Consider the following 26,034-nt stretch of genomic DNA (forward strand, 5'->3'; position numbering starts at 1 on the left):
ATGCACTGTGTGTTGTTTCGCCACGGCATTGCGGTCGATCGTGAGGATTGGGAAGGGGCGGAAGAGGATCGTCCGCTGACGGACCGTGGGGCGAAGCGGGTGGCTCAGGTGTCGGAAGGGCTCAAGTGGCTGGAGCTGCAGCCGACCCATGTATTCTCCAGCCCGCTGCTGCGGGCCATCGAAACGGCGAAGATTCTCCAGGAAGCTCATCGGGTCCGGTCTGTCGTCCAGATCGTCGACGAGTTGCTTCCGGACGCGTCTCCCGACCGTCTGCTCACCCGGTTGTCCGAGCTGCCGCCTGAATCCTGCGTGTTCTGTGTGGGCCATGAGCCCCATCTTGGTCTGGCGGCGTCGCTGATGCTGGCCGGCAAACCCGCGATGGGATTCCCGTTCAAAAAGGCCGGCGCCTGTCTTATCGAGATTGCGATGCCGCTCAAGCCAGGCCGGGGCCTCCTGCACTGGTGGATGGGGCCGAGTCAGCTGCGCGCACTAGGCAGAAAGAAGTTGAAAAGCGAAAAGCTGCCGCTCAAGGCTTAGACAGTAGGATTGGCGGCCCCTTCGACTACTGGAGGAGCGGTCATGGTGCGCGCCAGTCCTCCCTGCGTCAGGAGTTGCTGGATCTTGCTCCGTAGCTCATCCTGAATTTCTTCCGGAGACTTGCGGGCGTCCACTACTTCGAATTTGAATTCTTCGGCCATCTTGTCGAATTCTTCGATGAGGAGCGACTGGTACTTCTTGAAGCTGTCGTAGAGATCGGCACCCAGCCTGAGATCCATGCCCGATTCCCAGTAGTTCATCGCCTTGGTTTCGATCACCCGCAGCACCAGCGTTTCCACGTCGATACGGAGATAGCACACGAGATCCGGCACGAGGGCGAAACCAAAGACGTCGCGGATCCATTTGCGGTCGCTGCTGCGGACGAAGTCGCGCGCGAACGCCGTAAAGATGTAGCGGTCCGCAAGAACGATAAAGCCGGATCGGAGCGCCGGGATGATCTGGTGCTCCAGTCGGTCCGCGAAGTCGGTCGCGTAGAGCAGGCTCAACGACCAGCGGTCGATGATGTTCCCTTCCTTGGCGACTTCGATCGTCTTGGACATCAGATTCGATCTCGTCCACCCGGTGGTGATGACCCCGTACCCCTGCACTTCGAGCCACTCCTGCAGCATCTCGATGTGCGTGGAGCGGCCGACGCCGTCCGTGCCCTCGATGGCGATCAGCTTGCCTTTGAGGTCACTCGGATTTAGGTACGTCAAACCGTCGCCAAAATAGTGAGCGTCTCCCATGGGTCCCCCGTCTCGGTTTGTAGTCTTTCAAGGCTTCGTCCACCAGACTGCGCATGCCGTCCTGCTGGGCGGCGATGTCCTTTGTCGCGTCCATCGTGATGAGCTGGTATTCGTCCACGATCTTGTCGTACTGCGAGAGGATCCGTGATTGGAAGATTCGGAAGCTCTCGGTCACGTCCTGGCTCAGGTTCATGTCCATGCCGGCCTCGTAGTACTTGAACTGGCCTCGGGTTCCGCCGAGCAGGCGTGAAATGGCGACCTCGATCGGGACTTTGAAATAGAAGGCCATGTCCGGCCGTATGGCGAAGCTGTAGAGCTTCCGGACCCATTCGGGGGAAACGCCGCGCACGACGTCGCGCGCGAACGCCGTGTACATATAGCGGTCGGCCAGGACCAGCATGCCGGCTTTGAGCGGCGGAAGGATTTCGTGGTAGAGGCGGCTCGCGAAATCGGTCGCGTGCAGCAGACTGAAGGTGGTTGGCGTGAGGCTTTTGTTTTTCTTCCCGCGTTTGGTCGTGTCCTTGACCAGTTCCGAGGAATTCCACTCGGTAAAAAAGACTTTGTGTCCTTTCGATTCGAGCCACTTGTGGAGCAGCAGCAGCTGCGTGCTCTTGCCGGATCCGTCAATCCCCTCGACGATGATGAGTTTGCCGGGATAGGGATGGGGGGCGTTGGAAGGCGCGGGGGTCTGTTCGGTCATACATTGTCCTCTTGTGCCGATAGAATGAAGCGAACCCGGCGGCGGAACACCCGTTCGAACAGGTCGGCGCGGCCTCGCGCCGCCCAGGCTTCCAATTCCGCGTCGCCGGTCACATGGGCGGTGATGGTCACGGTGCGGCCGAGCCGGACATCCAGAGAGCGCACGACGGAAAACCTGGTGCGGTCGAGCGCGTCGGCGATCCGGAGCAGCGAGGCCAGAATCCGCACCGTGCGCTGGCGCTTTGCCGGCAGTGCCTCGTATCCTTCGTGTTTGCTCTGCGGCAGGGCGCGACGATGATAGCGCGCCACATTGGCGACGATTTGCAATTCGTCGGCCGAGAGACCGCCCAAGTCGCTATGGGTGATCAGATAATAGGCATGCTTATGGTGCTGGCGTTCGTTGATGAGGTAGCCCACGTCGTGCAGGATGGCGGCGTATTCAAGGCAGTCCCTCTCGGCCTGGCCGAGTCCGTGCAGCCGCTTGGTCTGGTCGAACAGACGCAACGCCAGACCGGCGACGTGCAGGCTGTGCACTTCGGGAGTTTGGCAGCGGCGCGCAAACGCCACGACGTTGCGGCGGCGCAGATCGGGAATTTCCGCTTCGGCTTTGAGCCGCTCTTTGTGGCGAACGACGAAATCGTAGATGACGCCTTCGCGGATCGCCTTGTCGCAGAGTACCATTTCATCGCGTTCCGCGAGTTCCATCAAGCGTCGCAATACGATGGTGGCGGGAAACAGCGTATCCACGCGCTTGCTGTCCAGGCCCGGAATGACCAATCGCTCCTTGATGGTCGAGCGCCGAAGATCCTGTTCGATCTCCTTGACGTCCTTGAGACTGACCGTGGCGAGATTGAGCTGAGGCAACGGCCGCCCGTTCTTTTTGAGATAAATGACTTCGGCCAGATTGCCGGCCATGCCGGAGGTGGCGATGAGAGAGTCGATTCGCTTGGTCTTGAAGGAATCCAGCGCGCCCTTCAAACGTTCGGTGACAAGATCTTCGAGCGAGCGCAACATGCCGTCGGAGGGTGGGGTGCGTTTGAGAAATTGGTCGGCGAGTCTGATGGCACCGAGCTTGAGGCTTTTCACGTGCAGGAGTTGATCGCGGTTGCCGACCATGAGTTCCACCGAGCCGCCGCCCACGTCGACCGCCAGCACAGGCTGGTCGCCCATAGGCACGCTGTTCTTTACGGCCAGGAAGATGAGGCGGGCCTCTTCATTACCGGACACGACTCTGACGGTGAGACGGAGTTGTTCCGCCACGAGATCGATGAAATCGCCGCCGTTTTTGGCTTCGCGCACGGCGCTGGTCGCGACCGCGACGATGCGGTCGTAACCCTTGTTTCGGGCGAGGGTAACGAGTTGGCGCAGCACTTCCAGCCCTCGGGCAATGGCCTCGTCGGACAGGCGCTGCGATTCGAACGTTCCATCGCCCAACCGGGCCATGTTCTTGAAACGGTCGACGATCTTGTAGTTGCCGTCGGGCTGGACTTCGGCCAATACCATATGGATGGAATTGGTGCCGATATCGATGACGGCGAGCTTGGTCATGAATCAGTCAAATAAAATCAATAGGTTGGAGTTGAAAGGCCTGTGCAAGCCCCTGTATAGAACCGGTAACGCCGAGAGCGACGATAAAGAATGACGGGGGGCCTGTCAAGGCCAGGATCTGAAGAATTCATGAGGAATATTCATCACTTTGAGGAGGTTGATGATGGGAGTACCGGCTTCGACTCGCGTGGTGGTGATCACCGGTGCCTCAACCGGCATCGGGGCGGCCTGCGCGCTGATGTGTGTGGCCCAGGGCATGACCGTCTTTGCCGGAGTGCGGACTGACGAGGCTGGAGAGGCCTTGCGTCAGCGGGGTGGGGAGCGACTCATCCCGATCCGGTTGGATGTCACCGACTCCGAATCCATCCGGCAAGCGGAGCGGGTCGTGCGCGAAACGGTGGGATTGACCGGGGTGAATGGTCTGGTCAACAACGCCGGCATCGCCGTCGGGAGTCCGTTGGAAGTCATCCCGATCGAGGCCTTGCGCAGACAACTCGAAGTGAATGTCATCGGACAGATCCTGGTCACGCAGGCATTCCTGCCGTTGCTCCGGCTCGCACGAGGCCGGATCGTCAATATGGGCTCCATCGCGGGACGCGGAACGATCCCGGTGATGGGGCCGTATTCGGCCTCGAAACATGCCTTGGAAGCGTTGACGGATGCGCTGCGATTGGAGCTTCAGCCCTGGGGACTCCATGTTTCGATCGTCGAACCGGGTGCGATTGCGACACCGATCTGGGAGAAATCAACAGAGACCGGCAATGAGATCGCGGCAGCGGCTGGCCCTGCGGCGGTGGCCCTCTATGCAGATTTAGTGTCGCGCGTGAAGGACAGGATCGCTCAGGCGGCAAATCGGGCGATTCCAGCTGACGTCGTGGCGCAAACGGTCCTCCATGCGCTGACTGCGGCGAAACCCAAGACGAGGTATCTGGTTGGCTCCGATGCGAAAGTCCGGGCGGTGATGCTCCGGTGGTTTCCAGACCGGGTGCAGGATTGGATTCTCACAAAGGTCTTGGCGCTACCGGCGTGGAACAGCAAATAGAAGAAGAGGGAGGAGAAAATACGAAATTCGAATGTCGAAATTCGAAATGGGAAAGTCAAAATACGAAACGCGAATCACAAAGCTCGAAACGTGAAACGAGGAACTTGAATCCGGATTAGCCGACGAGATCGGGATTCAGGCGGTTCAAGGAGCGAATGGACAGGGCCTTGATCTCGTTATAGATAATCGTGCGGCCGGCCTGACGCAGTCGTGTAAAGATGCCTTCGACGATCACCTGATCGCCTTCGCGCACTTCCGCCTGACCGAGACCGATGACCTTGACCGTTCCCGCGTGGTCCTTGAGGAGAAATCCGTAAGCGGGCTGGCCTTGACGGTTCGTCGCCAGCTGGACATTGGTCACTTCCCCGCTCACCACGACTTCCTGACGGTCATATTGTTCGGGATGGGAGATCAAATCCGCCAAGTCCAGCAGCCCGGACGCGGAAGCCGTCAGTGGGGCGGCAAGAATGGCACACATGAAGACGGCGCACCAGAGTCCAGCGTTCAGAGAGCCGGCGAAACACGGCGAATGGTGCTTGATGAATCGCATAGTGCCTCCTAAGAATAGGGCTACTATACCGTGGCCTTCCCGGTTTGAAAAGCATCCAATTTGTTGTTGTGGCATCTTCCTGACAAGCGCCGGCAGCTACAGCCCGGCTCAGGTCGGCGAGAACTGGCGCGAGGCGTTCAACGGGTTAGCGAGGCTACCACTTTCCCCCGCCGTACAGGTCGGTATGTTGTTCCCCGAACATGCTCTTGAGCACGTGCTCTCTCATATCGTTGGCCGGATCAGTGGGTTTCTTTTCGAGCAGCTTGGCTTCTTCTTCCTCATCGCGGGGTTTGGGAGTCACGCGGGCCAACAACATGTCGTCGATGGATTCCGGGGAGGCATCCGTGTCGCCCAAGATGGCGGCAAGTCGCTGTAAGCCGAAGAGATTTCTGGTGACTTCCGACAACACGGCGTTCGAGCTGGCGCCGTGGACGAGCGAGAGCCAGAACTTGGTTTCCACGTCCTCGCCGACAACTCCCGAGGTCAATGAGACGAGCTTCTCGATGAGGTTGGCTTCCGTGCGTTCCAGTCCGTCATAGGTGGAAACCGAGCGCTGGACCGGTCGAATAGCCAGCACCGTAAACGTCTCTCTCCACAGATCGAGCGGCGGCGAAGTCTGTCCGGTCTTGGCGGCCGATCCCTGCAATGCTGCCTGGAGTCCCTGCAGGTACGCCGTCATGTGTTTGACCTTGCGCGCCGCCAGGCTGCCGGCGGGAATGCCCCAGATGTGGGCGATTTCATGATCCTGAAGCGGCTGGTAGTCGGCCGTTTGGCGTTCCCGAGCCGCCAGTGCCAACCGTTTCCGATAGCGCTCGGCAAGACGAAGTTGCACCTGCATTTCGATGCCGAGTCTCTGCTGCTGATAGTCCTCGAGTTGGATCTCCTGCGCCTCCCATCGCTGATCCAACATGCGGATGGCCGGTCTATTGACGGTGGTGCGAGCCTGTGCTTGCAGGGCTTCCAAGGCCTCTGACGGAAGGTTGAACCGTGTCGTCAGCAAATGAGCGGCTCGCTCGGCCATCAATTCGCGCAATCGCGACAACGTGGTGAGACATTCGCATTGCAGCCATGTCCGTTCGCGTTTCAACCGTACTTGACGGAGATATTGGTCGCGCTTGTCGCGGACCGCTTTTACCGCTTCCTGGGTCAAAATGTTGTAGGTCGGCTTCGACCCGGCCACGCAGCGCGGATCCGGCCGATCCATCGTCATGTAGTTGATCTCTTCGTCTGAGACGTCGAAATGCTGCAGGAGAATCAGATGAAGCATGATGCGGCCCTGAATCGGCATCGCATCAATGACGGATTCGATCAGCGACGGTGTGAGCGGCGAGGTGGCGGTGGACATGGTGTTAGGCGGTTCCTGTGATTTGCGCTTCCAAGTAGGTGGCGACGTATTCCCGAACTTGCTGGATCGAACCGCTGACGTACAGCTCCCTGGGGATTTCCACGCGGGTCAACGTGGCCGGATCGATGCCGCGGTCCCTGGCATAATCCTCGTCGATATACAGGCTGATGGACCCATCGTTGTGGCGAATGGCATAGATCGCATTGTTATCGGCCATGGTGCGTCGTGAAGTCCCTGAAGATGTTGGAAATTGATCTACAGGTAACACATGGGCGAGCATACTGTCAAAGATGGGACTGGCGTCCAACCTATTCATTTCTCAAGCAGAATCCGTCTTCTCCAGACCACGTAGACGGTCGAGACGACGATGGCGACAAGGAGCGTGTTTCGGATGCGTCCCGGACCGAAACAGGTGAGATTCACCAGGCCGTTGGTGAAACCGTACGCCGCGTAAATCAGATACAGAAACAGTGACCAGCGCGCGAGCTTCATGAATCCCACCCCGACGCCCAGATGAAGGGCGGGTGAAATCGCTTTGGTCAGGAATCCGGGAAGACCGTCCAGCTTGGTGCAGTAGAAGGGAAGCAGGTAATCGAGATTCTTGAGGATGATCCAGGTGTCGTTGACCGCGCTGATCACCAGGAGGAGTCCAAGCAACCGGATATCGTGCCCTCTTGCCCAGACCTGGCGCCATGTGCGGAGCCAGTTGGACGAATGGAGACTTGGCCCCAGGAAGGCATCATAACTTTGGAACGCCCACCAGGGCAGGGCTAAGAGCATAAAGAAGAAGACTTCGGCCGCGCGTCCCGACACACGCCCCAGCGCCAGGCTGATGCCGATGAGCAGAACGGTGACCGAGAAGCTGACGAGGCCGGCGCCGATCCGTTGCCGAAACACGTGGCCGCCGCCGGGGAGAATTGCCGACAGCAGGGCGGCGCGGTAGTCAGCGTGGTCGTCCATGCGGAAAATGCGAAGGCCTTCGATCGACTGATCGAAGGCCTTCGTGTCCCAATAACAGGAGTCTAGGGTTCAGCCGCCGAGAGTGTCGAGGGTCTCCTTGAGGCTCCGGCGGATGCAGGTGAAGATCGGGGTGTCGCGCAGCGTGTAGCGGGACCCTTCCGTTTCTCTGAGCGCCATGACCAGGTCCAGGAAATCCTCCGGCTTGTCGCTCTCGAACGCCACTACCCATTCCTGATCGTCCAGGCCAAACGAGTAGGTCGTGTTGAGCTTGACGGACGGGAACCGGTGTCCGACTTCGATGTGCTCGTCCATCATGCCTTGGCGGGCCGCCTTCGTCAGGAGGAACCATTCACGGGTTTTCAGGAACGGATAGACGAAGATGTACTTGCTCTTGCCGGGCACGACGGTGAGCCGCTTGCTCTCCTGGCCTTCGTGCGTATGGTTGTCTACGTAGATCGAGCGCTTCGTCATGGACAAGTATGAATAGGGAGTCGAGAGGTACTTGCCCAAGCCGGACGCCATGATCTTGGTGCTCATTTCCTGGAAGAGTTCGAGTTCATAGCTGATCCGCCACAACATGATGTCGCAATCACCGCGGATGCCGACGGCCGAATACGCGATCACGAGCACCTTGCCGGTATAGTCTTCGACTGCGCGCAGGAACTCCTGCTTGCCCTTCGTACGTTCGTCTTCCGGAAGCCGCCGCCACGCCGGGTCAATCTTGTAGAACACGAAATTTACGAATTGGCGCTTGGGGGTCTGCTGTGGTGCTTGTTGCTCCGGGGCTGCCATGGACTCCTCCGTGTAACGATAACGTCTTAATGAGGCGGATTAGCGAGCGGACTGCAGTGTTTATCACTTCGACTTTTGCTTTGTCAACGGGGCTTGGGCGCACCGGAGGCTCGTTGACAGGACTTCGGCGATCTGTTACTGGCAGCATAGGGGGGCGGAATCCAAATACCTAAACTCAAATCACAAATATCAAAGTCCGAAATCCGAAACCATGGGAATGGAATTTGGATTTGAAGGCGGCAGCCGACCGGAGAGGCGCATGTGTCGCCATAGTTTAATAGATCGGTTTCGATGTGAGGCGACGCGGCTGGTGATCGCGACGGTGCTCGTGGTGCTGGGCGGCTTCGGGACGCCGGCGCCGGCCATCGACGTTGCGCCGACTAACGAGCAGATTCGCGCGGCGCTGGATCGCGGAAAAGACGCGGCCCAGCAGCATGAGCCGCCCGATAGTTTTTATGTGCGGTTCGGCTCGACGGACGCGCTTCACCCGAGCGGGTTCTTGATTACCAAGCTGGGCTCACTATCCGTGATGGCGACCCATATGGCACTCCGAGGACTCGAACCCAGCGACGCGGACATCCTCCAGGTGCTGGAGACCAAGACCATGTTGGTCAGCACGGTCATCTTCGGGAATGTCCCGACGTTTGCCGCCGACAGTTATATGGTGTTCGATCAAGGCGGGCACACGATCAAGCCGGCGACCGTGCGATTCGACGGCCAGGGCAGCCGCAGTGCGGCATGGCCGGAAAGCCCTCGATTCAAGGCCAAAGTGATCGCATCCTTCAATTACGCGGATTTCGATCCCAAAGCCCCCACGACGCTGACCGTGTTTCCGGCCAACGGCGGTGAAGTGAGCTTTGCCCTCGATTTTTCACAGTTTCCCTAACCGGCGGGCCGCCGGATCGATGCCATGCCGCCAAGACGTCCCGTTCGCTCCCTTCTTCTCGCCGAAACCATCGCCATCGGATCGGAACTTCTGGTCGGCGGACGGACCGACTCCAATTCGCTGAGGATCGCGGAGGAATTCGGCCGCCTCGGCATCGGCGTCCGCTTCAAATCGATCGTCGGAGACGACCGCCAGGACATTCGAACCGCCGTGGCAACGGCCGCCGGCCGAGTTGGCGTCATTGTCCTGACCGGAGGCCTCGGGCCGACCGTGGACGATTGCACCCGGGAAGCGATCTCGGATGCGACTGGTCGTCGGCTGGCCCTCCGAAAAGACGCCTTCGAAGCGCTCAAGACGCGCCTCGCTGAATGGGGGAGAGTCCCCAACGCCGGACAGCGACGGCAAGCCCTGATCCCGGACGGAGCGACGGTGATTGCCAATCCGGTCGGCTCAGCTCCCGGTTTCTGGATGAAATGGAAGGGGGCGTTGCTGATCTCATTGCCGGGAGTTCCGTGGGAGATGGAGGCGATGCTGCGGGATTCCGTCGCACCGGTCTTGAGCTCGGAACTGACGCGGGCGCGCCTAAGGCCGTCTCCCATCACACGCCTCGTCTTTCACACGTTCGGACTCCCGGAGGCTGAGGTGGACGCCAAGATCAAAGGACTCGTCAAGCCTTCGATGCCGGTGGACTTGGGACTCCTGGCCTCGCCGACCGGCGTCCTGGTCTCGCTGACGACCAGGCCGCGGCCGGTTTTGAGCGGACCAAGGCTGCAACGATTGGCTGACGGCGTGCGGTCGCGTCTACGAGACCAGCTCTATGCAGAGGGGCTCGAGACTATGGAGGAAGTCGTCGGCCGGCTGTTGACGGCGCAGCACAAAACCGTCGCCGTGGCGGAGTCCTGCACCGGAGGGCTGATCGGCCATCGGCTGACACAGGTGCCAGGGTCGTCGGCCTATGTCGATCGCGGCGTCGTGTGCTATAGCAATCAGGCCAAGACCGATCTGCTGGGCGTGCCCCCCGCATTGATTGAAGGCCATGGCGCGGTGAGCGCGGAGGTGGCGGCGGCCATGGCACGCGGGATGAGAGAGCGGAGCGGCGTGTCGGTGGCCCTGAGTGTGACCGGCATTGCAGGACCGGGAGGTGGCACGCCGACCAAGCCGGTCGGATTGGTCTATCTCGGGCTGGACGCAGAGGGTGGCCCATCGGCGACCAGAGAATACCGCTTCAGCGGCGACCGTATGGTCGTCAAGCAGCGGGCCTCTCAAGCCGCGTTGGACTTACTCCGCCGGTGGCTCTTGGAACGGGCCGAGCCGGTATAGTCCCATGATCCGCGCCTTCCTTGCCGTCGTACCGGATGCCGAATTGCTCAGACGTCTTGCCCTGGTGCAGCAGGATCTGAAGCAGCGTCTGATGAGGGACCTCCCGCGCACCGTCCGGCTCTCCTGGGTCCAGCCAGCCTCGATTCACCTGACGTTGAAGTTCCTGGGTGACATTCCCGAGGATCTGGTGCCGGTGCTGAATGATGCAATGATTCAAACAATGAGCGGCCATCGCTCTCTGTCGATTCCATTGGAGCGGCTGGGAGCCTTTCCCGATGCCAGGCGTCCCAGAATTCTCTGGGCAGGTCCCGGTACGTCATGGGAGGAGAGTGAGGACAGCCGGCGGCTGGCTGCCATGCATGAGGCGATCGAGATGTGCTGCAGGACAGTCGATCTTGCGCCGGACTCACGCGCGCTGACCCCTCATCTGACGTTGGCACGGGTCAGAGAAGGTGACCGTTATCTCGGCAGCCAACTGACTCGAAACGGCGAACTGAACAATCCGATTCGTCCGGGAGCGTTCGAGGTTGGAGCGGTTGTCTTGATGCGCAGCGAGTTGCATCCCACCGGCTCGGTCTATACACCGCTATGGGACGTCCGGCTTGCGTAAGGTGGCCGTCATCGATGCGGTCGAGAAGGGACTAAGAGAGTCTGTTCCGGGAACGGCTAGGCCTGAGGAGGCTGTTCCCGGATGATTTTGCAGAACAACTCGGTGAGGTCCGGGTCGAATGCCGTCCCGCCTTGGCGCTCGATCTCGTCGATCGCAGCCTTGACCGTGAGGGGCGACGCTCCGGGCCGTTCCGCAGTGAGTTCGTCAAATGTCTGGGCCAGGGAGACGATCCGGGCCAGGAGGGGGATGCGCTCGCCCTGCAATCCGAAAGGATGCCCGGTACCGTCCCATCGTTCGTGATGAAGGGCGATGATTTGTACGGCATCGATCGGCAGACCCAGGGCACGGCCGATCCGGGCTCCCAAGTCGGTGCGGTGGCCGTTGCCGGGAGATTCATGCTGCAGGGCTTGGCCGTCCGCCGCTTGGATCAGGTCCAGATCGTGAGCCAATGCGCCGAGCGAGAGGATGTTTTGTTCGGGCAACGACAGTTGCAACCGGTTCGCAGTCAGAGAGGCATAGAAGCTCACGCGGTTGCCATGATTCACCAGATAACGGTCCCGAGCTTCCAGCAGGTCTGACAACAATTGGATGAGAGAGGCGGTTTCACCGATTTGCGCCGGCTGCAGGACTGCGCCGTCGGTGTTGTGAGGAGCCGCATAGGCCGTGGCAAGTTTCCGCCAGGCGGCAGAACAGCCTGGTTCCGGCCCCCACAGCGCGCTGTCCTCCGCCAGAAGAGTGCGGAGCCGATCGAGCCGCTGCTTTTTCTGGGCGGTTTGCAAGCTGATCGTGAGCAATTCCGAGGTGTTGAACGGCTTCAACAGAAAGCCGGCCGCGCCATGGCGAATACAATCCATGGCGGACTGCAGCGAGCCGAAGGCGGTGACCATGATGACTTCCACCTCGGCGTGGGCCCGCTTGATTTCGGTGAGCAGGTCGGCACCGGAGCCGTCGGGCAGGCGTAGATCCAGGGTGACCAGGTCGACGCCGTGATCGTTGAGCACGGCCATGGCGGTCCGTGCGTTGTCCGCAGTCAAGATATTGAAATTCTGGCGAAGGGTTTGGGTCAGGGCGGCACGGGGCGCGGCCTCGTCATCGACGATGAGGACGGTCGGTTTGGTCTCGGCTGAAAGGGTCGCGGTGCTGGAAGACATGCTTTACGTGTAAGCTGAACCCCAGACTTCGTCAAGGAATCAGCGAATCCGTGCCTTGAGCTCTTGACCTCGTAGGGATCTACGAATAGAGTAATGCCATGAATTGCGTGATGCGAATGTGGATGCCTCTCTCGCTCGCGGGCGTTCTGCTCGCCGCGCCTGTATGGGCAGGCGAGTCCGAGACCTTCGATCCTGATCAGCCGTTCAATGAGTTGCACGGCAAGCTGTTCTTGGAGTCACTGGCTGCCCAAGCCTTGGATCTGCTCAAGGATCACCTCGACATTTCAGCCGATAGCCGGTCCGGAGAAAATGGAACCTCCGGGCGTCAATCGCTTCGCTTCAAGTTTTATCCTGACGGGAGATCCAAATCGGATCAGTACTTTGCCGCCGAAGGGTGGTTGGGACCGTCATCCGATGCCCAACGGCAGGAGCTGCATTTTCGATTTTCTCTTCCCGGTGCGTCGAGCGGACCGGCGGACACTCCCGGGCAGCCTCAGCCGGACAATGTCCTCTAGCTGACCTAACCTTCCGAGCACTTGGCGGTCTGAGTTTTTTCCTGTCGGTTGCCATTCAACCTTCCGTGCCCACGTCATCCCGCGTCGCGACATGCGAATGGGTTCGGAATACGGCCATTGTGCTCCCCCGCATGGGCTGTTGAACAGCCGCTGCCGGGATTCTTCGCTAGGCTTATCCCAACCGACTTCGGTATAATCCGCCCTCTCCCCATCACATGGATTGACTAGGAGGATCGCTCATGGCCGAGAAAGACGACAAGAAGCGCGCGCTTGATTTGGCCCTGTCCCAGATTGAGAAGCAGTATGGGAAGGGGGCCATCATGAAGCTGGGTGATGCGGAGGCGAACGCGGACATTCCGGCCATCTCCACCGGCTCATTGGGACTCGATATTGCGCTCGGCGTGGGCGGGTTTCCCCGCGGCCGGGTCATCGAAATTTTCGGCCCGGAAGCATCCGGAAAAACGACGCTGACGCTGCATGCAATCGCCGAAGTGCAGAAGACGGGGGGCGTGGCGGCCTTTATCGACGCAGAACATGCCTTGGACTTGACCTATGCCAAGAAGCTCGGCGTCCAGGCCGATGATCTGCTCGTCTCGCAGCCGGATACGGGCGAACAGGCTCTGGAGATCGCTGAAACGCTGGTGAGAAGCGGGGCGATCGACCTGATCGTCGTCGATTCGGTGGCCGCGCTCACGCCCAGGGCCGAGATCGAAGGCGAGATGGGCGACGCGCACATGGGACTGCAGGCGCGTTTGATGTCCCAAGCGCTGCGAAAGCTGACCGCCGCGATTGCCAAGTCGCAAACGACGGTGATTTTCATCAATCAAATCCGCATGAAGCTGGGCGTCATGTTCGGAAATCCGGAAACGACGACCGGCGGCAACGCCCTCAAGTTCTATTCCTCGGTCCGGCTCGACATCCGACGCATCGAATCCCTCAAGGAAGGGCAGGACGTGGTCGGAAGCCGAGTCCGCGTCAAGGTGGTCAAGAATAAGATGGCGCCGCCGTTCAAGCAGGCCGAATTCGACATTCTCTTTGCTCAGGGCATTTCCAAGAGCGGAGAGCTGGTCGATTTGGGTGTGGATCGGAAAGTGTTGGAGAAATCCGGCGCCTGGTACTCCTATCGAGCCGAACGTCTCGGACAGGGCCGCGATGCCGTCCGTGATTTTCTCCAGACCAATCAGCCGCTGGCGCGCGAGATCGAAGGCAAGTTGCGCGACATCGCGGCCTTGCCAGGTCGGGGGACCGAGAAAGCTGCCGCTCCGGCGAAGGAAGAGCGGCGCACCGAAGAGAAACGCGAAGAACGGCGGCCTCACAAAGTCGGCGCGTAACGGGACCGGCTGCGCCCCATGCCGCGCAGGATCGAGCAGGCGGGGATTTCAAAGACGGCGCGGGCGAAGCAGGCCGTTCCCGACGATTCGTGGTTGAAGGCCGCCGTGCGGTATCTCGCGCGATTCGATCGGACGGCGAAGCAGGTCGAGGAGTTTCTTCGGGCGAGGGGTGCATCCCCGGTTCAGGCGGCACGCACGCTGCGGCGCTTGGAGGCGCTGCGGTATCTCGATGATTCGGCCTATGCCGAACGTTGGATCGCCTCCCGGCTGACGAGAGGTCCGTGTGGCGCGGCGCGGCTGAGGGACGAGCTGCTCCGGAAGGGAGTTTCCGAGAACGTGACCGACGGTGCACTGGGCCGTGCGCTGGCGGAGGTCGACCAGGACACACTGGCCCGTCGGGCCGTGGGATTGAAGCAGCGGCGCGGCGGCACCTTGAGCCGATGGCAAACGCTTCGCCTCCTACGTCAGCGGGGTTTTGAAGAGGATGTCATCTCCCGTATTATGGGAGAATGGCAGGAGACGGAGAGGGTCGACGATGAAGAATAGTGCCGATGAACTGCGGCGCGGGTTTCACCGCTACTTCGAACAACACGAGCACCGGTCCATTCCAAGCTCGCCGCTGATTCCGCAAGCGGACCCTACGTTACTCTTCACCAACGCGGGGATGAATCAATTCAAGCGGGTGTTCCTGGGGGAGGAAAGCCGCGCCTACAGGCGGGCGGTGACGGTCCAGAAGTGTCTCCGCGCGGGCGGCAAACACAATGATCTGGAAAACGTCGGGTATACCCGACGGCATCATACCTTCTTCGAGATGCTCGGCAACTTTTCGTTCGGAGACTATTTCAAAGCCGATGCCATTTCATTCGCCTGGGAGTTTTTGACCAAGTCGGTGGGGCTGGATCGCTCCCGGCTGTGGGTCACGATCTACCGCGAGGACGATGAGGCCGATGAGCTCTGGCGGAAGATCGGTGTGTCTCCGTCCCGCATCATGCGGTTCGGCGAAAAAGATAACTTCTGGCAAATGGCCGATACCGGCCCCTGCGGGCCTTGCTCGGAAATTCACTTCGATCAGGGCACGGCGGTTCCCGGCGACGACACGCCGAACGCAACGGGAGACCGGGTCATTGAAATCTGGAACCTGGTGTTCATGCAGTACAACCGCGATGCCGCCGGTACGCTGCATCCGCTGCCGAAACCGAGCATCGATACGGGCATGGGTCTGGAACGATTGGCCGCCGTGGCTCAAGGGGTCTACAGCAATTACGACAGCGATCTCTTCACCCCGCTGCTCGCGGCGATCAGCCGCCGAGCCGGAATCGCCTACGGCGGCAAAGAGGAGACGGACCGGTCCATGCGGGTCATTGCGGACCATCTGAGAGCGGTCACGTTTCTCATGACCGACGGCGTGCTGCCTTCGAACGAGGGGCGCGGGTACGTGTTGCGCCGCATCGTCCGGCGGGCTGCGAGGCACGGGCGGCTGCTCGGCATCGTCGAGCCGTTCCTGCACGAGTTGACCGCCACGGTCGTGGAAAACATGGGAGAGGCCTATCCGGAGCTGAAAAGCGCGGCGGGAACGGTGACGGAGGCGACGAGAGGAGAAGAAGAGCGGTTCATCGCCACCCTGGACCAGGGGTTGCCGATCTTGACCGACATGGTGGACAAGACGCGCGCGGCCGGCCGTACCGTCCTGACCGGGGTCGACGTCTTCAAACTGTACGATACCTACGGGTTCCCGTTGGATTTGATCGGCGAAGCCTGCCGCGAGCAGGGTTTGACGATGGACGAGGAAGGTTTCGACCACGCCATTGAAGAGCAGAGGAATCGCGCGCGCAAAACAGGGGGATTCGAACAGGAAACGGCACGACCGGGGGTGACCGACCTGGCCGGGCAGGTGGGAGCGACCAAGTTCGTCGGCTACGACCGGTTGGAATCGGACAGCGTGCTGCTGGCGATCTTGAAAGACGACCGGATCGTCAAGGAAGCGGCGGAAGGCGACGAAGTCGAAGTCGTCCTGGACGTCACGCCCTTCTACGCCGAGGGCGGCGGTCAGGTGGGCGATCAAGGTGTGCTGCTCGGACTTGAAGGGCGTCTGGACGTCAAGGATACGACGAGACCGGCACCGTCCCTCATCCTTCATAAGGGAACGGTCAGCAAGGGACGAATCAAGCAGGGCGAGTCGCTTCGGGTACAGGTGAACGGCACGATCAGGCAGGATGCCGCGCGCAACCATACGGCGACCCATCTGGTTCACGCCGCCTTGCGGGATTTGCTGGGGCCCCACGTCAAGCAGTACGGGTCGTTGGTGGCGCCCAATCGATTGCGGTTCGATTTCGCGCATTTTCGTCCCCTGTCGTCCCGAGACATCGACGAGATCGAAACGACGGTCAACGGCGAGATCAGAAACAACGAAGCCGTGCGGACCGAAGTCATGAGCATCCAGGACGCCGTGGCGAACGGCGCGCTGGCGTTCTTCGGCGACAAGTATGGCGAGCAGGTGCGGGTGGTGACGGTCGAATCGTTCAGCAAGGAATTGTGCGGGGGAACCCATTGCCGTCACACCGGCGAGATCGGTCTCTTTCGAATCGTCTCCGAAACCGGAGTCGCCGCCGGCGTCAGACGGATCGAGGCCCAGACCGGCAGCGGGGCGATGGCCATGTGGAGAAAGCTCGAGGCGGAAGTGCGGGAACTCTCCGACCTCCTGAAGGTCGGACAACCGGAACTGGTGTCCAAGACGCGCAAGCTGATGACCCAACTGAAGGATAAAGAGCGGGAGCTCGAGGAACTGAAGTTGAAGATTGCCAGCGGCTCTTCCGTGGCTTCCACCGTGAAAACTGTGGCGGGGGTATCCGTGCATGTCCAACGGGCCGACGGCATGGACATGGGAGGCCTGAGAGCGTTGGCCGATCAGATCCGCGACAAGCTGCGGAGCGGTGTCGTGGCGTTGGGTGCTGCGACGGACGACGGCAAAGTGGCGTTGCTCGTGGTGGTGACCAAGGATTTGTCCGCCAGGATCAAGGCCGGCGATCTGATCAAGGTCATGGCGGCCGAAGTGGGCGGAACGGGCGGCGGACGGCCGGAGATGGCTCAGGCGGGAGGAAAGGATCCGGCCAAACTCGATCGCGCGCTGGAAATGGTCTTTGATCTGGTTGAACGGGCGCAACAGCGGTAAACTTATGGAAGGCCGACGGATCTTGGCCCTCGATTACGGAACCAAGCGGATCGGGGTCGCTCTCAGCGACGAGTTGGGGTGGACCGCGCAGCCGCTTGAGACGTTCGAGCGCCGTACCCTTGATCGTGACATCGAACACATCGCGTCGCTGGTCGGTTCCCACGAAGTGGGACGGGTGGTCCTCGGATTTCCGCTCCAGTTGGACGGACGGGAAGGGCCGGCGATTCAGGCGATGCGGGAATTTTCAGACCGTCTGGAACGGCGGTTGCCGGTGCCGCTGGTTTTGTGGGACGAACGGATGACGACGAAAGCGGCGGAAGATCTCCTGATCGCCGCCGACGTCAGCCGGAAGAAGCGCAAGGGCGCCGTCGATCGTGTGGCCGCCGCGATTTTGCTCCAGAGCTACCTGGCAAGTCTGGCGCCGCCGCCTTCAGGACCGGACGACGAATCCGATTTCGAAGGGGAATCACTCGCACACGCTCATGACATCCCGGATCACCCTCATACTGCTCCTGTCCGTGGTCGTCGCGCTGGGCGTGGCCGCCTATCGCGTGATGAAATGGGCTGAAGAGCCGGTCGTTTCCGAGCAAGTCCATCCTCCTCCAAAAATCGTGACGATTCCCGATCGTTCCACGTTTTTCCAAGTTGCGACATTGCTCGAACACGAAGGATTGATCAAGAGTCGTTCGGCCTTTGTCCTGCTCGGACGGTCCCAGTCCGCCGACCGGAGAATCCGCGCCGGAGAGTATGAGCTGACCGCAGCGATGGCGCCGGCCGAGATTCTGGGAAAGTTGCTCAGCGGCCAGGTGGTGCTGCATCCGATCACGATACCCGAAGGGCTGACCATGGTGCAGATCGCCTCCCTGATGGAGCAGCATGAGGTCGCTGACGGGGCCGACTTCTTGAGACTGGCCCGGGATGGTTCGTTCATCGCGTCGCTGGGCCTGAAGCTGGACAGCCTCGAAGGCTATCTCTATCCGGATACGTACAAGTTTCCCAAGGGCGTCAGGTCGAGGGACGTCATCGCGACGATGGTGGAGCACTTTCGACAGGCGTACCGGCCTGAGCTGCAGGCGAGAGCCGGTGACTTGAGGATGACGCAACACGAAGTCGTGACCCTGGCCTCGGTCATCGAGAAGGAAACCGGTGCGGACGCGGAACGGGCCGAGATCTCCGCGGTGTTTCACAATCGGCTACGCAAGCACATCCCGCTGCAGAGCGATCCGACGGTCATCTACGGTCTGACCGGGTTCGACGGCAACATCCGAAAGAAGGATCTCTCCAGCCCGAGTCCCTACAACACCTACCGGGTCGTCGGCTTGCCGCCAGGCCCGATCGCCAGTCCTGGCCTTCGGGCCATCGAAGCGGCATTGTACCCTTCGAATTCCCGCGCCCTCTACTTCGTGTCCCGCAACGACGGCACCCACCAATTTTCCTCGACCCTCTCCGAGCACAATCAGGCGGTCGAGCGATACCAAAAACGTCCGTTCAGGCGCAGTGCGCTGCCGCGTACCTGATCCCAACCGGGTCGAGAGTGTTCGTCACCAACTGATCTCAAAGGAGCGATGATGAGCGACGGATCATGGAATCTTCCCGCAGTGATCGACCATACGATCCTGCGTCCCGAGGCCACCAGGCACGACGTCGTGCGACTCTGCGAGGAGGCCAGGACGCACGGCTTCACGGTGATCTTCGTGCCTCCATGCTATGTGCAGGAGGCGGCGGAGATACTGGCCGGCGCCGCGATCCGCGTGGGTATTCCGGTCGGCTTCCCGCTCGGCGGTCATTCGACGGCGGCCAAAGTCGCGGAAGCCACGGAGGGCGTGGCACACGGCGCCACCGTGGTCGACATGGTCATCAACATCAGCCGCTTGAAATCCGGAGATACGGACGCCGTCCGCCGGGACATCGCCGAAGTCGTCACGGCGACTCCTTCCGCCGAGCACAAGGTCATCATCGAGACCTGCTACCTCACGTTGCAGGAAAAGATCACGGCTTGCCGTCTCGCCGTGGAGGCGCGGGCGGACTATGTGAAGACGTCGACGGGATTCGGCCCGGCCGGGGCGACGGCGGCCGACGTGAGATTGATGAAAGAACAGGTCGGCGGGAAGGCCAAGGTCAAAGCGTCGGGCGGCATCAGGAATTGGGCCGCCACGCGGGCGTTGCTGGAAGCGGGAGCCGACCGGATCGGCACGAGTGCGAGCCTCGCGATCGTTGCGGAGTGGAAGTTGGAGCGATCACGCTTGTGAAGGGCCGTCCCGCATTTCACCCCATACCGGCATCTGCTATAGTGCGCGCATCATGAATCGCGTCATTCTGTTCATGCTCGGAGGATTCGGGATCGGCGCGTTGCCGGATGCCGATGACTATGCCGACGCCGGGACCAACACCTTGGCGCATCTCGCCGAGGCGTCCGGCGGGGTGAACCTTCCCGCCCTGGAATCGTTGGGGCTTGGTCACCTGGGTGCGGTCCGTGGCGTGCGGGTCATGGCACAGCCCAGCGGATGCTTCGGCCGTCTCGCGTTCCGATCCACCGGGTGCGATTCGCTCCTGGGAAACTGGGAATTGGCCGGATGCCTCGTGACCGAAAAGGCGACGGATTACTCGAGTGGCTATCCGGAAAAGCTTCAGTCCGAGTTGGAGCAGATTTTCGGAAAGACCCTGGGTAACCAGGTGGCCTTCGGTCCTTCAGTCATCCGGGATCTGGGAAAGCAGCACCTGTCGTCGAAGGCGCCGATCCTCTGGAGCGACGGTCATCGGACCTGCCACGTTGCCGCGCATGACACCGTGTTGGCGGCGGACCAGTTAATGCGCTTGTGTCGGGAGGCCCGGCGGGCTTTGAAGGATCCGTGGGGAATCTGGCGGGTCGTGGCCCATCCCATGACAGGGCAGCCGGGGTCCTGGCACTACAAACCCAGCCGACGGGATTTCTCCATCGAGCCGCCCGCTCAAACCATGTTGGACGTTCTCGGCCGTGCCAATCAGATTCTGATCGGGGTCGGGAAGGTCGGCGACCTGTTCAGCGGCAGAGGATTTACTAAAACGTTGCCATCGGCATCGTGGACTGCGGCATTCGAGGAAGTCGACGGCATGCTCAACCGGGTGCCGCGCGGCCTGATCTATGCCGGGCTGGATCTATTCAACGATGAACCGGCCGGAGCCGCCGGGTCCCTTCACGAATTCGACCGACGGCTGCCCCACGTGCTCGAACAGTTACGAGCGGGCGATCTTCTGGTCGTGACCGGAGATCACGGACGGCATCTCGCCAAGAAACATCGGCTGCCGACCAGGGAATATGTGCCGCTGCTCGTCACCGGGCCGAAGTTGGCTCAAGGAGTCAATCTGGGTGTACGTTCCAGCGCCGCCGATCTTGGCCAGACCGTCGTGGAAGCGCTTTTGGGAGAGCCTTTGCCGGTGGGAGAAAGTTTTCTGGACGCGCTTCAGGCCGGATGAGCGATTCCGGTGGCCGCCTGCATTACAATGTCGATGTGTGAGGGCAAAACCATGTCGTTTGAAGTACGAATGAAGGAACTGGGACTAGAATTGCCCGCCGCGCCCAAGCCGGTTGCCACCTATGTGCCGGCGGTGCGGACAGGCGATTTGCTGTTTGTGTCGGGAGTGCTGCCGATGCAACAGGGGCAGTTGGCCTGGTCGGGCAAACTCGGACGTGAGTTGCGCGTCGAGCAGGGAGTTGAAGCGTCCAGAACGGCGCTGCTCAACGCGCTCGCCATCGTGAAGCAGGAGATTGGCACCCTGGACCGGATCGTACGGATCGTCAAGGTCGTGGGGCATGTCGCGTCCGCCGAAGGATTTACCGATCAGCCACAGGTGCTCAATGGCGCATCGGACCTGCTCGTGAGCATTTTCGGCGATACAGGGCGCCATGCCAGAGTGGCCGTCGGCGCGGCCGAGTTGCCGCGCGGCGCGGCAGTCGAGATCGAACTCATTCTGCAGGTCGCGTGATCGCGTTTCGAACTGCAGCGCTGCTCGAACGCCTGCCGAAACCGCTTGGCTTGACACCCGAAAAAACCGCTTGCTATAGTCCGAACACCGCGTTGATTCACGTTGTACCCCCGAACTTCCCTCCTGCTCAGGTGCGTGGGGTTCTCGTGCCACGCAGGATGCGTTGAGCCACTATCCAAGCGCAAAGTCGGAGATCGACGACCATGAACGTGTTGATGAGTCTGCTGGGAAGCCTGCTTCTTTCCTGGGTTGCCATATCTCATGTGGAAGCGGCCGGCCCTTCGGTGCAAGTGCAACCCGCGACCGGCGTTCCCGGCTCCACCGTCACCATCGTTGGGAAAGGGTTGGGGCCGTTCAAGTCGACGCAATTCAATCGGGTCACATTCGGAGGATACGCGGCGCTCATTCAGCGCTGGGATCCAGATGCCATCGAAGTCAGAGTCCCGTCCAAAGCTCCTTCGGGTCCCGTCGAGGTGATCGTCGGAAAGAAACGGATCCCTGCCGGAACCTTCACCCTGGTTTATCCAAAAATCACCTCGATTCAGCCGTCTGAAATCGAACCGGGACACAGCGTCGAGCTCATCGGCGAGCATTTTGGCTTCACGGCCGGCCCGCGCGATCCAAATACGATGTTCGGCGTGAACGACGTCGTGGTCGGAGGGCTTGTGGTGCGGCCGCGCCGGTGGAAAGACGATAGAATCGAAGTGGAGATCCCCGCCAATGCGACGTCCGGCGATGTCGCCATACGATTGTCTTCCTCGGATCCATTGCCGGACGGATCCTGTTGCACCCCCGTACAACATACGATCAGCAACCGTATGCCGCTGACCTTGATTCCGAGCGTCCGGGTCGATCCGGTGAGCGGTCCGGTGGGGACCAAAGTCGTGCTGTTCGGGCAGGGATTCGGCGCCGAGAGGGAACCCGGCGACGCCGTATCGTTCGGCGGACATCCTGCCGCGGTTGCGCAATGGACGGATCGCGCGATCGTCGTCCATATCCCGTTGAACGCGGAGACCGGACCGGTTGTGCTGAGCCGCGGGGGGAAAGATCGGACTGTAGGGACGTTCACGGTACACACGCCTAAAGCCACCGGCGTTGCTCCGGCCGGCGCCCCTATCGGCGCATTGATCAGAATCAGCGGCGAGCATTTCGGGGCCTATTCCGAAAGCGGAACCACGCCGTACAACTACATGGATTTCAATACCGGGAAGAACCGCGTGGAAATCGGCGGCGTTCCGGCGGTGATCTACCGGTGGCATGACGACCGTATCGATGTCTGGGTACCGTTCAGTGCGAAGAGCGGCCCCGTCGTCGTGAAACGCGGCGCGCCCAAACCGAGCGCGGACGGCTCCTGTTGTGTGGAGACGGGGATTGTGACGACCGAAGCCGGGGCATTCACCGTGGTGGTGCCGGCCATTGAGTCATTTTCACCAAAATCCGCCGGCTTGGACGACGTCGTGACCATCAAGGGGTCGGGATTCGGCGCCTTCATCAAGACGACGGAGGCGACCCAGCCCGGGCTTGGCGAAGGGGCGTTCAAGCGGAACCAAATTGAACTCGGAGAAAACGTCTCGCGGACGGAGGTTCTGTTCAACGGCATCGGCGCGATCGTGCTCTCCTGGACCGATCAGGAAATCAAGGCTCGTGTTCCCCGCCGGCATCTTTTCGGAGTCGGGAAACCGGGGCAGTTCGACACCGACCTTTCAACCGGCCCGCTGATCATCCGCCGAGGCTCCTGGGATCTCCTTCCGGACGGGGCCTGTTGCACCCCCAAGAAATGGCTGACGTTGGAGGTCGGAACATTCACGATCGAGGCGAAAGGTTTGCCCGATCCCAGCTATTACGAGACGAATCGTTCTGACGCCGCCGATACGACTCAATGAGCGCCCTGACTTCGTTCGTCTCCTTTCTGTTGTGTTCCTTCCTGCTCGCCGCGAACCCGTCCATTGCCGGGGATGCGACGGTTTCAGTCTCCAAGCAGACCAGTCATACGGAAGCGACCCTGCTTGGCCTCACCTTCCGGAATCCCCAACTCGGATGGGCAGTGGGCTCGGGCGGGACGATACTGAAGACCATCGACGGCGGAAAGAAGTGGAGGCGCATCTCCAGCGGCACGACGGCGCTCCTCACGAACGTCTATTTCCGAGATCAGAAAGTGGGTTGGATTATCGGGGCCAATGCCACCGTGCGCCGTACCGGTGACGGAGGAGAAACCTGGACGGCTCAACCGGTGGACACCCAGGCTCCGCTCTATGGGATCAGCTTTCCCTCGGACAGCCACGGATGGATTGTGGGCGGCAACGGGACGATTCTCCACACCCAGGACGGCGGGTCTCATTGGACGGAGCAGGCGAGCAAAACCAACGCGGCCCTGTATTCGGTGCAGTTTGTTTCCGAGCAGCATGGTGTGGCCGTCGGAGCGGTCGGCACCGTCGTGGTCACGGACGACGGCGGCGTGACATGGGTCGTCCAAGAGCCTCAAGGGTCGGTGACGTTCTTCGACGTATTTTTCCCAGACCCATCCACTGGATGGGCGGTCGGCAATGCCGGCGCGTTGTTTCATACGACTGACGGCGGCAGGCAGTGGATCGACCGGACTCTGCCTTGCACGACGCAGTCCTGCACCAAGCTGACCGATCTGCTGCGAGTGCGATTCACCGATCCCCAAAGCGGCTGGATCGTGGGTGAACGGGGAATGCTGTATCGGACGATCGACGGTGGATTCACCTGGCGTGAACAGGGTTCCATTGCCGCCGTCTCGCTGTTTGGTTTGGCATTTCCCGACCCCAAGCAAGCCTGGGCCACCGGGGAAAAGGGCACGATCGTGCAGTTGAAAATCGGGCGGTGAAGGCGGCCCGATCGCCTCTTGTGCTCGCGGACCACGGCACGCAGATCCTATAAATTTGAAGACTGAGGGCCCAGTTATCCCAATTCACCCAGCCTCGATTGTACGATGCTCAACGTTGCGATGGCTGCCGTTTCCGCCCGGAGAATCCTCGATCCCAATGAGACAGCGCTGTAAGCCTGTTCACGCATGAGGCGCAGCTCATCTTCATCCCAACCTCCTTCCGGCCCGATCGACAGCAGGACGGTCTGATCCGTTCCAGCCGGCAGCGTCACGGTGGTCAATGACGTCTCGGTCGACCGTTCCGCCAGGACGAATTTGACGGCGGACGGGTAGGCGGCTGCCACTTTGGACAGGGCGATCGGCTCTGCGATCGTCGGAACCGTCCAGCGCTCCGACTGTTGCGCGGCTTCGACCGCGATGCGTTCCCACCTGGCTCGTTGATGTTCAACCCGATCCGGATGGAGTTTCACCACTGCATTCTTGGTTTGAATGGGAACGATCCGGTCCGCGCCCAGCTCGGTCGCCTTCTGGATGACCCAATCCATCTTTTCCCCTTTAAGCAAGGCTTGGGCGAGTACGAGCCGCGGACCGCTTCTCAGCGGGGCTGCAGTCGTATCCAGGATCCGGCACTCGATCAGACGATCGGTCGTGGCGATGATCTCGGCTCGATGCCGCCTGATTCCTTCTTCGGTGAGCGTCAGGCCGTCGCCGTCGGCCAGGCGAAGACTGTCCTTTAGATGACGAAGGAGAGGGCCGGTGATACGAATCGTGGGAGGGGTGACGGCGTCGGGGGCCACGAAAAATGAGGGCATGGCGAGCGATGAATGGGCGGAATAGCTACGGAAGAGCGGCGGTTACTCGAAGAAGGTCTTCATCTTGTCGAAGAATCCGTCGCCGTCCTCCTCCATGGACATGCCGCTCTCTTTCGCGAACTCCATGAGCAGTTCCTTCTGGCGGCCGGTGAGCTTCGTCGGGACCTGCACCTTGAGCGTAAACAGTTGATCGCCGGTCACTTGGCCTTTCAGGCTCGGCACGCCGAGACCTTTGAGACGCAGCACTTTGTCGGGCTGGCTGCCGGTGGGGACTTTCAGGACGGTCGTGCCCTTGAGCGTGGGCACTTCGATCTTGCCGCCGAGGATGGCGGTCACGAAGTTGATCGGCACGTCGCAAAGAATGTCATTGCCCTTCCTTACGAAGACGGGATGGGACTTGACGGTAATCGCGACATACAGGTCTCCGGGAGGCCCGGTGTTGACCCCGTGTTCGCCTTCGTTGGCGAGACGCAGCCGCATACCGGTTTCGATGCCGGCTGGAATATGAACGGCGATGGTCCGCTCTCGATAGATCCGCTGACGACCTTGGCAGGCCGGACAGGGTTCCGTCACGATACGGCCCGCCCCGTCGCATTGGCCGCAAGGCCGACTGACGCTGAAGAAGCCCTGCTGGAGCCGGATTTGTCCTGCCCCTTTGCAACTTGGACAGGTCTTGATCGACGAGGTTGATTTCGCGCCGGATCCTTTGCAGTCGGTGCACGACTCCCATCGGGGAATCTTCAGCTTGGCGTCTTTGCCGTAGACGGCTTCTTCGAAGGTCAGTTCGAGGTTGTATTGCAGATCGTTGCCGCGCTCGGGACGCGTGCCGCCGCGCTGCCCTCCGAAAAAATCCTCGAAAATGTCGTTGAAGACGTCACCGAATCCGCCGCCGCGACCGAAATCAAAGCCCTCGAATCCGGCGCCGCCCTGCGCGCCGGCGTGCCCGAACATGTCGTAACGTTTCCGCTTTTCCTGATCGCTGAGATGCTCGTAAGCTTCGTTGATTTCCTTGAACTTCTCTTCGGCGTGCTTTTTCTGTTGGTCGCCGGTCTGGAGATCCGGGTGGAATTGGCGGGCGAGCTTACGGTAGGCCTTCTTGACCTCGTCGTCGCTCGCCGTCCGTTCGACACCCAATGTTTCGTAGAAATCGCGCTTCGCCACGGAAAGGCAGTGCCCCCTCAATATCATCGACAGCGTAGAAAAACCGGGC

General features: G+C 60.8%; 27 protein-coding genes. 16 read left to right on the forward strand and 11 right to left on the reverse strand.

Annotation, left to right across the window (positions count from 1 at the left end; translation table 11 throughout):
- The gene (locus tag NSJP_RS13460; RefSeq protein ID WP_080887392.1) at positions 1-537 is read left to right on the forward strand and encodes a SixA phosphatase family protein; all 537 of its coding nucleotides are present in this window, start codon (positions 1-3) and stop codon (positions 535-537) included.
- On the opposite strand, the gene NSJP_RS13465 is transcribed toward NSJP_RS13460, so the two are convergent.
- The 3 genes from NSJP_RS13465 to NSJP_RS13475 are packed head-to-tail and all read right to left on the reverse strand — an operon-like array spanning position 534 to position 3,530.
- Positions 534-1,283, reverse strand: coding sequence for a dTMP kinase (locus tag NSJP_RS13465; RefSeq protein ID WP_080887393.1), 750 nt, complete (start codon positions 1,281-1,283; stop codon positions 534-536). The two genes, NSJP_RS13460 and NSJP_RS13465, sit on opposite strands and share 4 nt — an antisense overlap.
- Entirely contained in the window at positions 1,231-1,983 is a 753-nt protein-coding gene (tmk, locus tag NSJP_RS13470) for a dTMP kinase (protein ID WP_080887394.1), read from the reverse strand. Before tmk ends, NSJP_RS13465 begins: the two co-directional genes overlap by 53 nt.
- Positions 1,980-3,530, reverse strand: coding sequence for a Ppx/GppA phosphatase family protein (locus NSJP_RS13475; protein WP_080887395.1), 1,551 nt, complete (start codon positions 3,528-3,530; stop codon positions 1,980-1,982). Before NSJP_RS13475 ends, tmk begins: the two co-directional genes overlap by 4 nt.
- A 160-nt stretch (positions 3,531-3,690) precedes the next feature.
- On the opposite strand from NSJP_RS13475, the gene NSJP_RS13480 reads away from it, so the two are divergent.
- Entirely contained in the window at positions 3,691-4,572 is an 882-nt protein-coding gene (locus tag NSJP_RS13480) for an SDR family oxidoreductase (protein WP_231989382.1), read from the forward strand.
- Positions 4,573-4,687: 115 nt separating this feature from the next.
- Here the strand turns inward: NSJP_RS13480 and NSJP_RS13485 are convergent, their stop codons facing one another.
- The 5 genes from NSJP_RS13485 to NSJP_RS13505 all read right to left on the reverse strand — a co-directional run bounded on the left by NSJP_RS13485 (position 4,688) and on the right by NSJP_RS13505 (position 8,219).
- Positions 4,688-5,122 carry an OB-fold nucleic acid binding domain-containing protein gene (locus NSJP_RS13485; protein WP_080887397.1) on the reverse strand — a complete coding sequence of 145 codons (435 nt, stop codon included), beginning with the start codon at positions 5,120-5,122 and terminating at the stop codon, positions 4,688-4,690.
- A 154-nt stretch (positions 5,123-5,276) separates the two neighbouring features.
- The gene (locus NSJP_RS13490) at positions 5,277-6,467 is read right to left on the reverse strand and encodes a hypothetical protein (RefSeq protein ID WP_080887398.1); all 1,191 of its coding nucleotides are present in this window, start codon (positions 6,465-6,467) and stop codon (positions 5,277-5,279) included.
- Positions 6,468-6,471: 4 nt separating this feature from the next.
- Positions 6,472-6,684 carry a hypothetical protein gene (locus NSJP_RS13495; protein ID WP_080887399.1) on the reverse strand — a complete coding sequence of 71 codons (213 nt, stop codon included), beginning with the start codon at positions 6,682-6,684 and terminating at the stop codon, positions 6,472-6,474.
- Positions 6,685-6,779: 95 nt separating this feature from the next.
- Positions 6,780-7,427 (reverse strand): hypothetical protein, encoded by a 648-nt coding sequence (locus NSJP_RS13500; RefSeq protein ID WP_080887400.1) that lies wholly within the window; start codon positions 7,425-7,427, stop codon positions 6,780-6,782.
- A gap of 69 nt (positions 7,428-7,496) precedes the next feature.
- A complete protein-coding gene (locus tag NSJP_RS13505) occupies positions 7,497-8,219 on the reverse strand; it encodes a chlorite dismutase family protein (RefSeq protein WP_080887401.1) in 723 nt (240 codons plus the stop codon).
- A gap of 259 nt (positions 8,220-8,478) precedes the next feature.
- On the opposite strand from NSJP_RS13505, the gene NSJP_RS13510 reads away from it, so the two are divergent.
- The 3 genes from NSJP_RS13510 to thpR are packed head-to-tail and all read left to right on the forward strand — an operon-like array spanning position 8,479 to position 11,035.
- Positions 8,479-9,105, forward strand: coding sequence for a hypothetical protein (locus tag NSJP_RS13510; RefSeq protein ID WP_155970207.1), 627 nt, complete (start codon positions 8,479-8,481; stop codon positions 9,103-9,105).
- 24 nt (positions 9,106-9,129) lie between these two features.
- On the forward strand, positions 9,130-10,425 hold the full coding sequence (locus NSJP_RS13515; protein WP_080887403.1) for a competence/damage-inducible protein A: 1,296 nt from the start codon (positions 9,130-9,132) through the stop codon (positions 10,423-10,425).
- A gap of 4 nt (positions 10,426-10,429) precedes the next feature.
- Entirely contained in the window at positions 10,430-11,035 is a 606-nt protein-coding gene (thpR, locus tag NSJP_RS13520; RefSeq protein WP_080887404.1) for an RNA 2',3'-cyclic phosphodiesterase, read from the forward strand.
- 56 nt (positions 11,036-11,091) lie between these two features.
- Here the strand turns inward: thpR and NSJP_RS13525 are convergent, their stop codons facing one another.
- Entirely contained in the window at positions 11,092-12,186 is a 1,095-nt protein-coding gene (locus NSJP_RS13525; RefSeq protein WP_080887405.1) for a response regulator, read from the reverse strand.
- Between the two features lie 98 nt (positions 12,187-12,284).
- Between NSJP_RS13525 and NSJP_RS13530 the strand changes: the two genes are divergently transcribed.
- From NSJP_RS13530 to NSJP_RS13580, 11 genes are all read left to right on the forward strand, one after another.
- The gene (locus NSJP_RS13530; RefSeq protein WP_155970209.1) at positions 12,285-12,701 is read left to right on the forward strand and encodes a hypothetical protein; all 417 of its coding nucleotides are present in this window, start codon (positions 12,285-12,287) and stop codon (positions 12,699-12,701) included.
- A 239-nt stretch (positions 12,702-12,940) separates the two neighbouring features.
- Positions 12,941-14,032: a recombinase RecA gene (recA, locus tag NSJP_RS13535; protein ID WP_080887407.1), complete on the forward strand. Its 1,092-nt coding sequence runs from the start codon at positions 12,941-12,943 to the stop codon at positions 14,030-14,032.
- Between the two features lie 18 nt (positions 14,033-14,050).
- Entirely contained in the window at positions 14,051-14,578 is a 528-nt protein-coding gene (locus NSJP_RS13540; RefSeq protein ID WP_080887408.1) for a regulatory protein RecX, read from the forward strand.
- Entirely contained in the window at positions 14,568-17,201 is a 2,634-nt protein-coding gene (gene alaS, locus NSJP_RS13545; protein WP_080887409.1) for an alanine--tRNA ligase, read from the forward strand. The genes NSJP_RS13540 and alaS overlap by 11 nt, the downstream gene beginning before the upstream one ends.
- Positions 17,170-17,769: a Holliday junction resolvase RuvX gene (gene ruvX, locus NSJP_RS13550; protein WP_231989383.1), complete on the forward strand. Its 600-nt coding sequence runs from the start codon at positions 17,170-17,172 to the stop codon at positions 17,767-17,769. Before alaS ends, ruvX begins: the two co-directional genes overlap by 32 nt.
- Positions 17,684-18,718, forward strand: a complete 1,035-nt coding sequence (mltG, locus tag NSJP_RS13555) for an endolytic transglycosylase MltG (RefSeq protein ID WP_080887411.1) — start codon at positions 17,684-17,686, stop codon at positions 18,716-18,718. The genes ruvX and mltG overlap by 86 nt, the downstream gene beginning before the upstream one ends.
- 51 nt (positions 18,719-18,769) lie before the next feature.
- The gene (deoC, locus tag NSJP_RS13560) at positions 18,770-19,450 is read left to right on the forward strand and encodes a deoxyribose-phosphate aldolase (RefSeq protein ID WP_080888600.1); all 681 of its coding nucleotides are present in this window, start codon (positions 18,770-18,772) and stop codon (positions 19,448-19,450) included.
- A gap of 52 nt (positions 19,451-19,502) precedes the next feature.
- The gene (locus NSJP_RS13565; protein WP_080887412.1) at positions 19,503-20,654 is read left to right on the forward strand and encodes a phosphopentomutase; all 1,152 of its coding nucleotides are present in this window, start codon (positions 19,503-19,505) and stop codon (positions 20,652-20,654) included.
- Between the two features lie 51 nt (positions 20,655-20,705).
- Positions 20,706-21,164, forward strand: a complete 459-nt coding sequence (locus NSJP_RS13570; protein ID WP_080888601.1) for a RidA family protein — start codon at positions 20,706-20,708, stop codon at positions 21,162-21,164.
- Positions 21,165-21,367: 203 nt separating this feature from the next.
- Complete coding sequence (locus tag NSJP_RS13575; RefSeq protein WP_080887413.1) at positions 21,368-23,047, forward strand: IPT/TIG domain-containing protein; 1,680 nt, start codon at positions 21,368-21,370, stop codon at positions 23,045-23,047.
- On the forward strand, positions 23,044-24,012 hold the full coding sequence (locus tag NSJP_RS13580; RefSeq protein WP_080887414.1) for a WD40/YVTN/BNR-like repeat-containing protein: 969 nt from the start codon (positions 23,044-23,046) through the stop codon (positions 24,010-24,012). The genes NSJP_RS13575 and NSJP_RS13580 overlap by 4 nt, the downstream gene beginning before the upstream one ends.
- Positions 24,013-24,086: 74 nt before the next feature.
- On the opposite strand, the gene NSJP_RS13585 is transcribed toward NSJP_RS13580, so the two are convergent.
- Both NSJP_RS13585 and dnaJ read right to left on the reverse strand, forming a co-directional pair.
- On the reverse strand, positions 24,087-24,824 hold the full coding sequence (locus tag NSJP_RS13585) for an RsmE family RNA methyltransferase (RefSeq protein WP_080887415.1): 738 nt from the start codon (positions 24,822-24,824) through the stop codon (positions 24,087-24,089).
- Positions 24,825-24,866: 42 nt separating this feature from the next.
- Positions 24,867-26,012, reverse strand: coding sequence for a molecular chaperone DnaJ (gene dnaJ / locus NSJP_RS13590; RefSeq protein WP_080887416.1), 1,146 nt, complete (start codon positions 26,010-26,012; stop codon positions 24,867-24,869).
- Positions 26,013-26,034 lie beyond the last annotated feature (22 nt).

The sequence above is a fragment of the Nitrospira japonica genome, assembly GCF_900169565.1.
In the GTDB taxonomy this organism is placed as follows: domain Bacteria; phylum Nitrospirota; class Nitrospiria; order Nitrospirales; family Nitrospiraceae; genus Nitrospira_C; species Nitrospira_C japonica_A.

Bases quoted from the DNA above. Each gene is read 5' to 3' on its own strand.
- NSJP_RS13460 (WP_080887392.1), top strand. From the start codon at position 1: ATGCACTGTGTGTTGTTTCGCCACGGCATTGCGGTCGATCGTGAGGAT.
- NSJP_RS13465 (WP_080887393.1), bottom strand. From the start codon at position 1,283: ATGGGAGACGCTCACTATTTTGGCGACGGTTTGACGTACCTAAATCCG.
- tmk (WP_080887394.1), bottom strand. From the start codon at position 1,983: ATGACCGAACAGACCCCCGCGCCTTCCAACGCCCCCCATCCCTATCCC.
- NSJP_RS13475 (WP_080887395.1), bottom strand. From the start codon at position 3,530: ATGACCAAGCTCGCCGTCATCGATATCGGCACCAATTCCATCCATATG.
- NSJP_RS13480 (WP_231989382.1), top strand. From the start codon at position 3,691: ATGATGGGAGTACCGGCTTCGACTCGCGTGGTGGTGATCACCGGTGCC.
- NSJP_RS13485 (WP_080887397.1), bottom strand. From the start codon at position 5,122: ATGCGATTCATCAAGCACCATTCGCCGTGTTTCGCCGGCTCTCTGAAC.
- NSJP_RS13490 (WP_080887398.1), bottom strand. From the start codon at position 6,467: ATGTCCACCGCCACCTCGCCGCTCACACCGTCGCTGATCGAATCCGTC.
- NSJP_RS13495 (WP_080887399.1), bottom strand. From the start codon at position 6,684: ATGGCCGATAACAATGCGATCTATGCCATTCGCCACAACGATGGGTCC.
- NSJP_RS13500 (WP_080887400.1), bottom strand. From the start codon at position 7,427: ATGGACGACCACGCTGACTACCGCGCCGCCCTGCTGTCGGCAATTCTC.
- NSJP_RS13505 (WP_080887401.1), bottom strand. From the start codon at position 8,219: ATGGCAGCCCCGGAGCAACAAGCACCACAGCAGACCCCCAAGCGCCAA.
- NSJP_RS13510 (WP_155970207.1), top strand. From the start codon at position 8,479: ATGTGTCGCCATAGTTTAATAGATCGGTTTCGATGTGAGGCGACGCGG.
- NSJP_RS13515 (WP_080887403.1), top strand. From the start codon at position 9,130: ATGCCGCCAAGACGTCCCGTTCGCTCCCTTCTTCTCGCCGAAACCATC.
- thpR (WP_080887404.1), top strand. From the start codon at position 10,430: ATGATCCGCGCCTTCCTTGCCGTCGTACCGGATGCCGAATTGCTCAGA.
- NSJP_RS13525 (WP_080887405.1), bottom strand. From the start codon at position 12,186: ATGTCTTCCAGCACCGCGACCCTTTCAGCCGAGACCAAACCGACCGTC.
- NSJP_RS13530 (WP_155970209.1), top strand. From the start codon at position 12,285: ATGAATTGCGTGATGCGAATGTGGATGCCTCTCTCGCTCGCGGGCGTT.
- recA (WP_080887407.1), top strand. From the start codon at position 12,941: ATGGCCGAGAAAGACGACAAGAAGCGCGCGCTTGATTTGGCCCTGTCC.
- NSJP_RS13540 (WP_080887408.1), top strand. From the start codon at position 14,051: ATGCCGCGCAGGATCGAGCAGGCGGGGATTTCAAAGACGGCGCGGGCG.
- alaS (WP_080887409.1), top strand. From the start codon at position 14,568: ATGAAGAATAGTGCCGATGAACTGCGGCGCGGGTTTCACCGCTACTTC.
- mltG (WP_080887411.1), top strand. From the start codon at position 17,684: ATGACATCCCGGATCACCCTCATACTGCTCCTGTCCGTGGTCGTCGCG.
- deoC (WP_080888600.1), top strand. From the start codon at position 18,770: ATGAGCGACGGATCATGGAATCTTCCCGCAGTGATCGACCATACGATC.
- NSJP_RS13565 (WP_080887412.1), top strand. From the start codon at position 19,503: ATGAATCGCGTCATTCTGTTCATGCTCGGAGGATTCGGGATCGGCGCG.
- NSJP_RS13570 (WP_080888601.1), top strand. From the start codon at position 20,706: ATGTCGTTTGAAGTACGAATGAAGGAACTGGGACTAGAATTGCCCGCC.
- NSJP_RS13575 (WP_080887413.1), top strand. From the start codon at position 21,368: ATGAACGTGTTGATGAGTCTGCTGGGAAGCCTGCTTCTTTCCTGGGTT.
- NSJP_RS13580 (WP_080887414.1), top strand. From the start codon at position 23,044: ATGAGCGCCCTGACTTCGTTCGTCTCCTTTCTGTTGTGTTCCTTCCTG.
- NSJP_RS13585 (WP_080887415.1), bottom strand. From the start codon at position 24,824: ATGCCCTCATTTTTCGTGGCCCCCGACGCCGTCACCCCTCCCACGATT.
- dnaJ (WP_080887416.1), bottom strand. From the start codon at position 26,012: ATGATATTGAGGGGGCACTGCCTTTCCGTGGCGAAGCGCGATTTCTAC.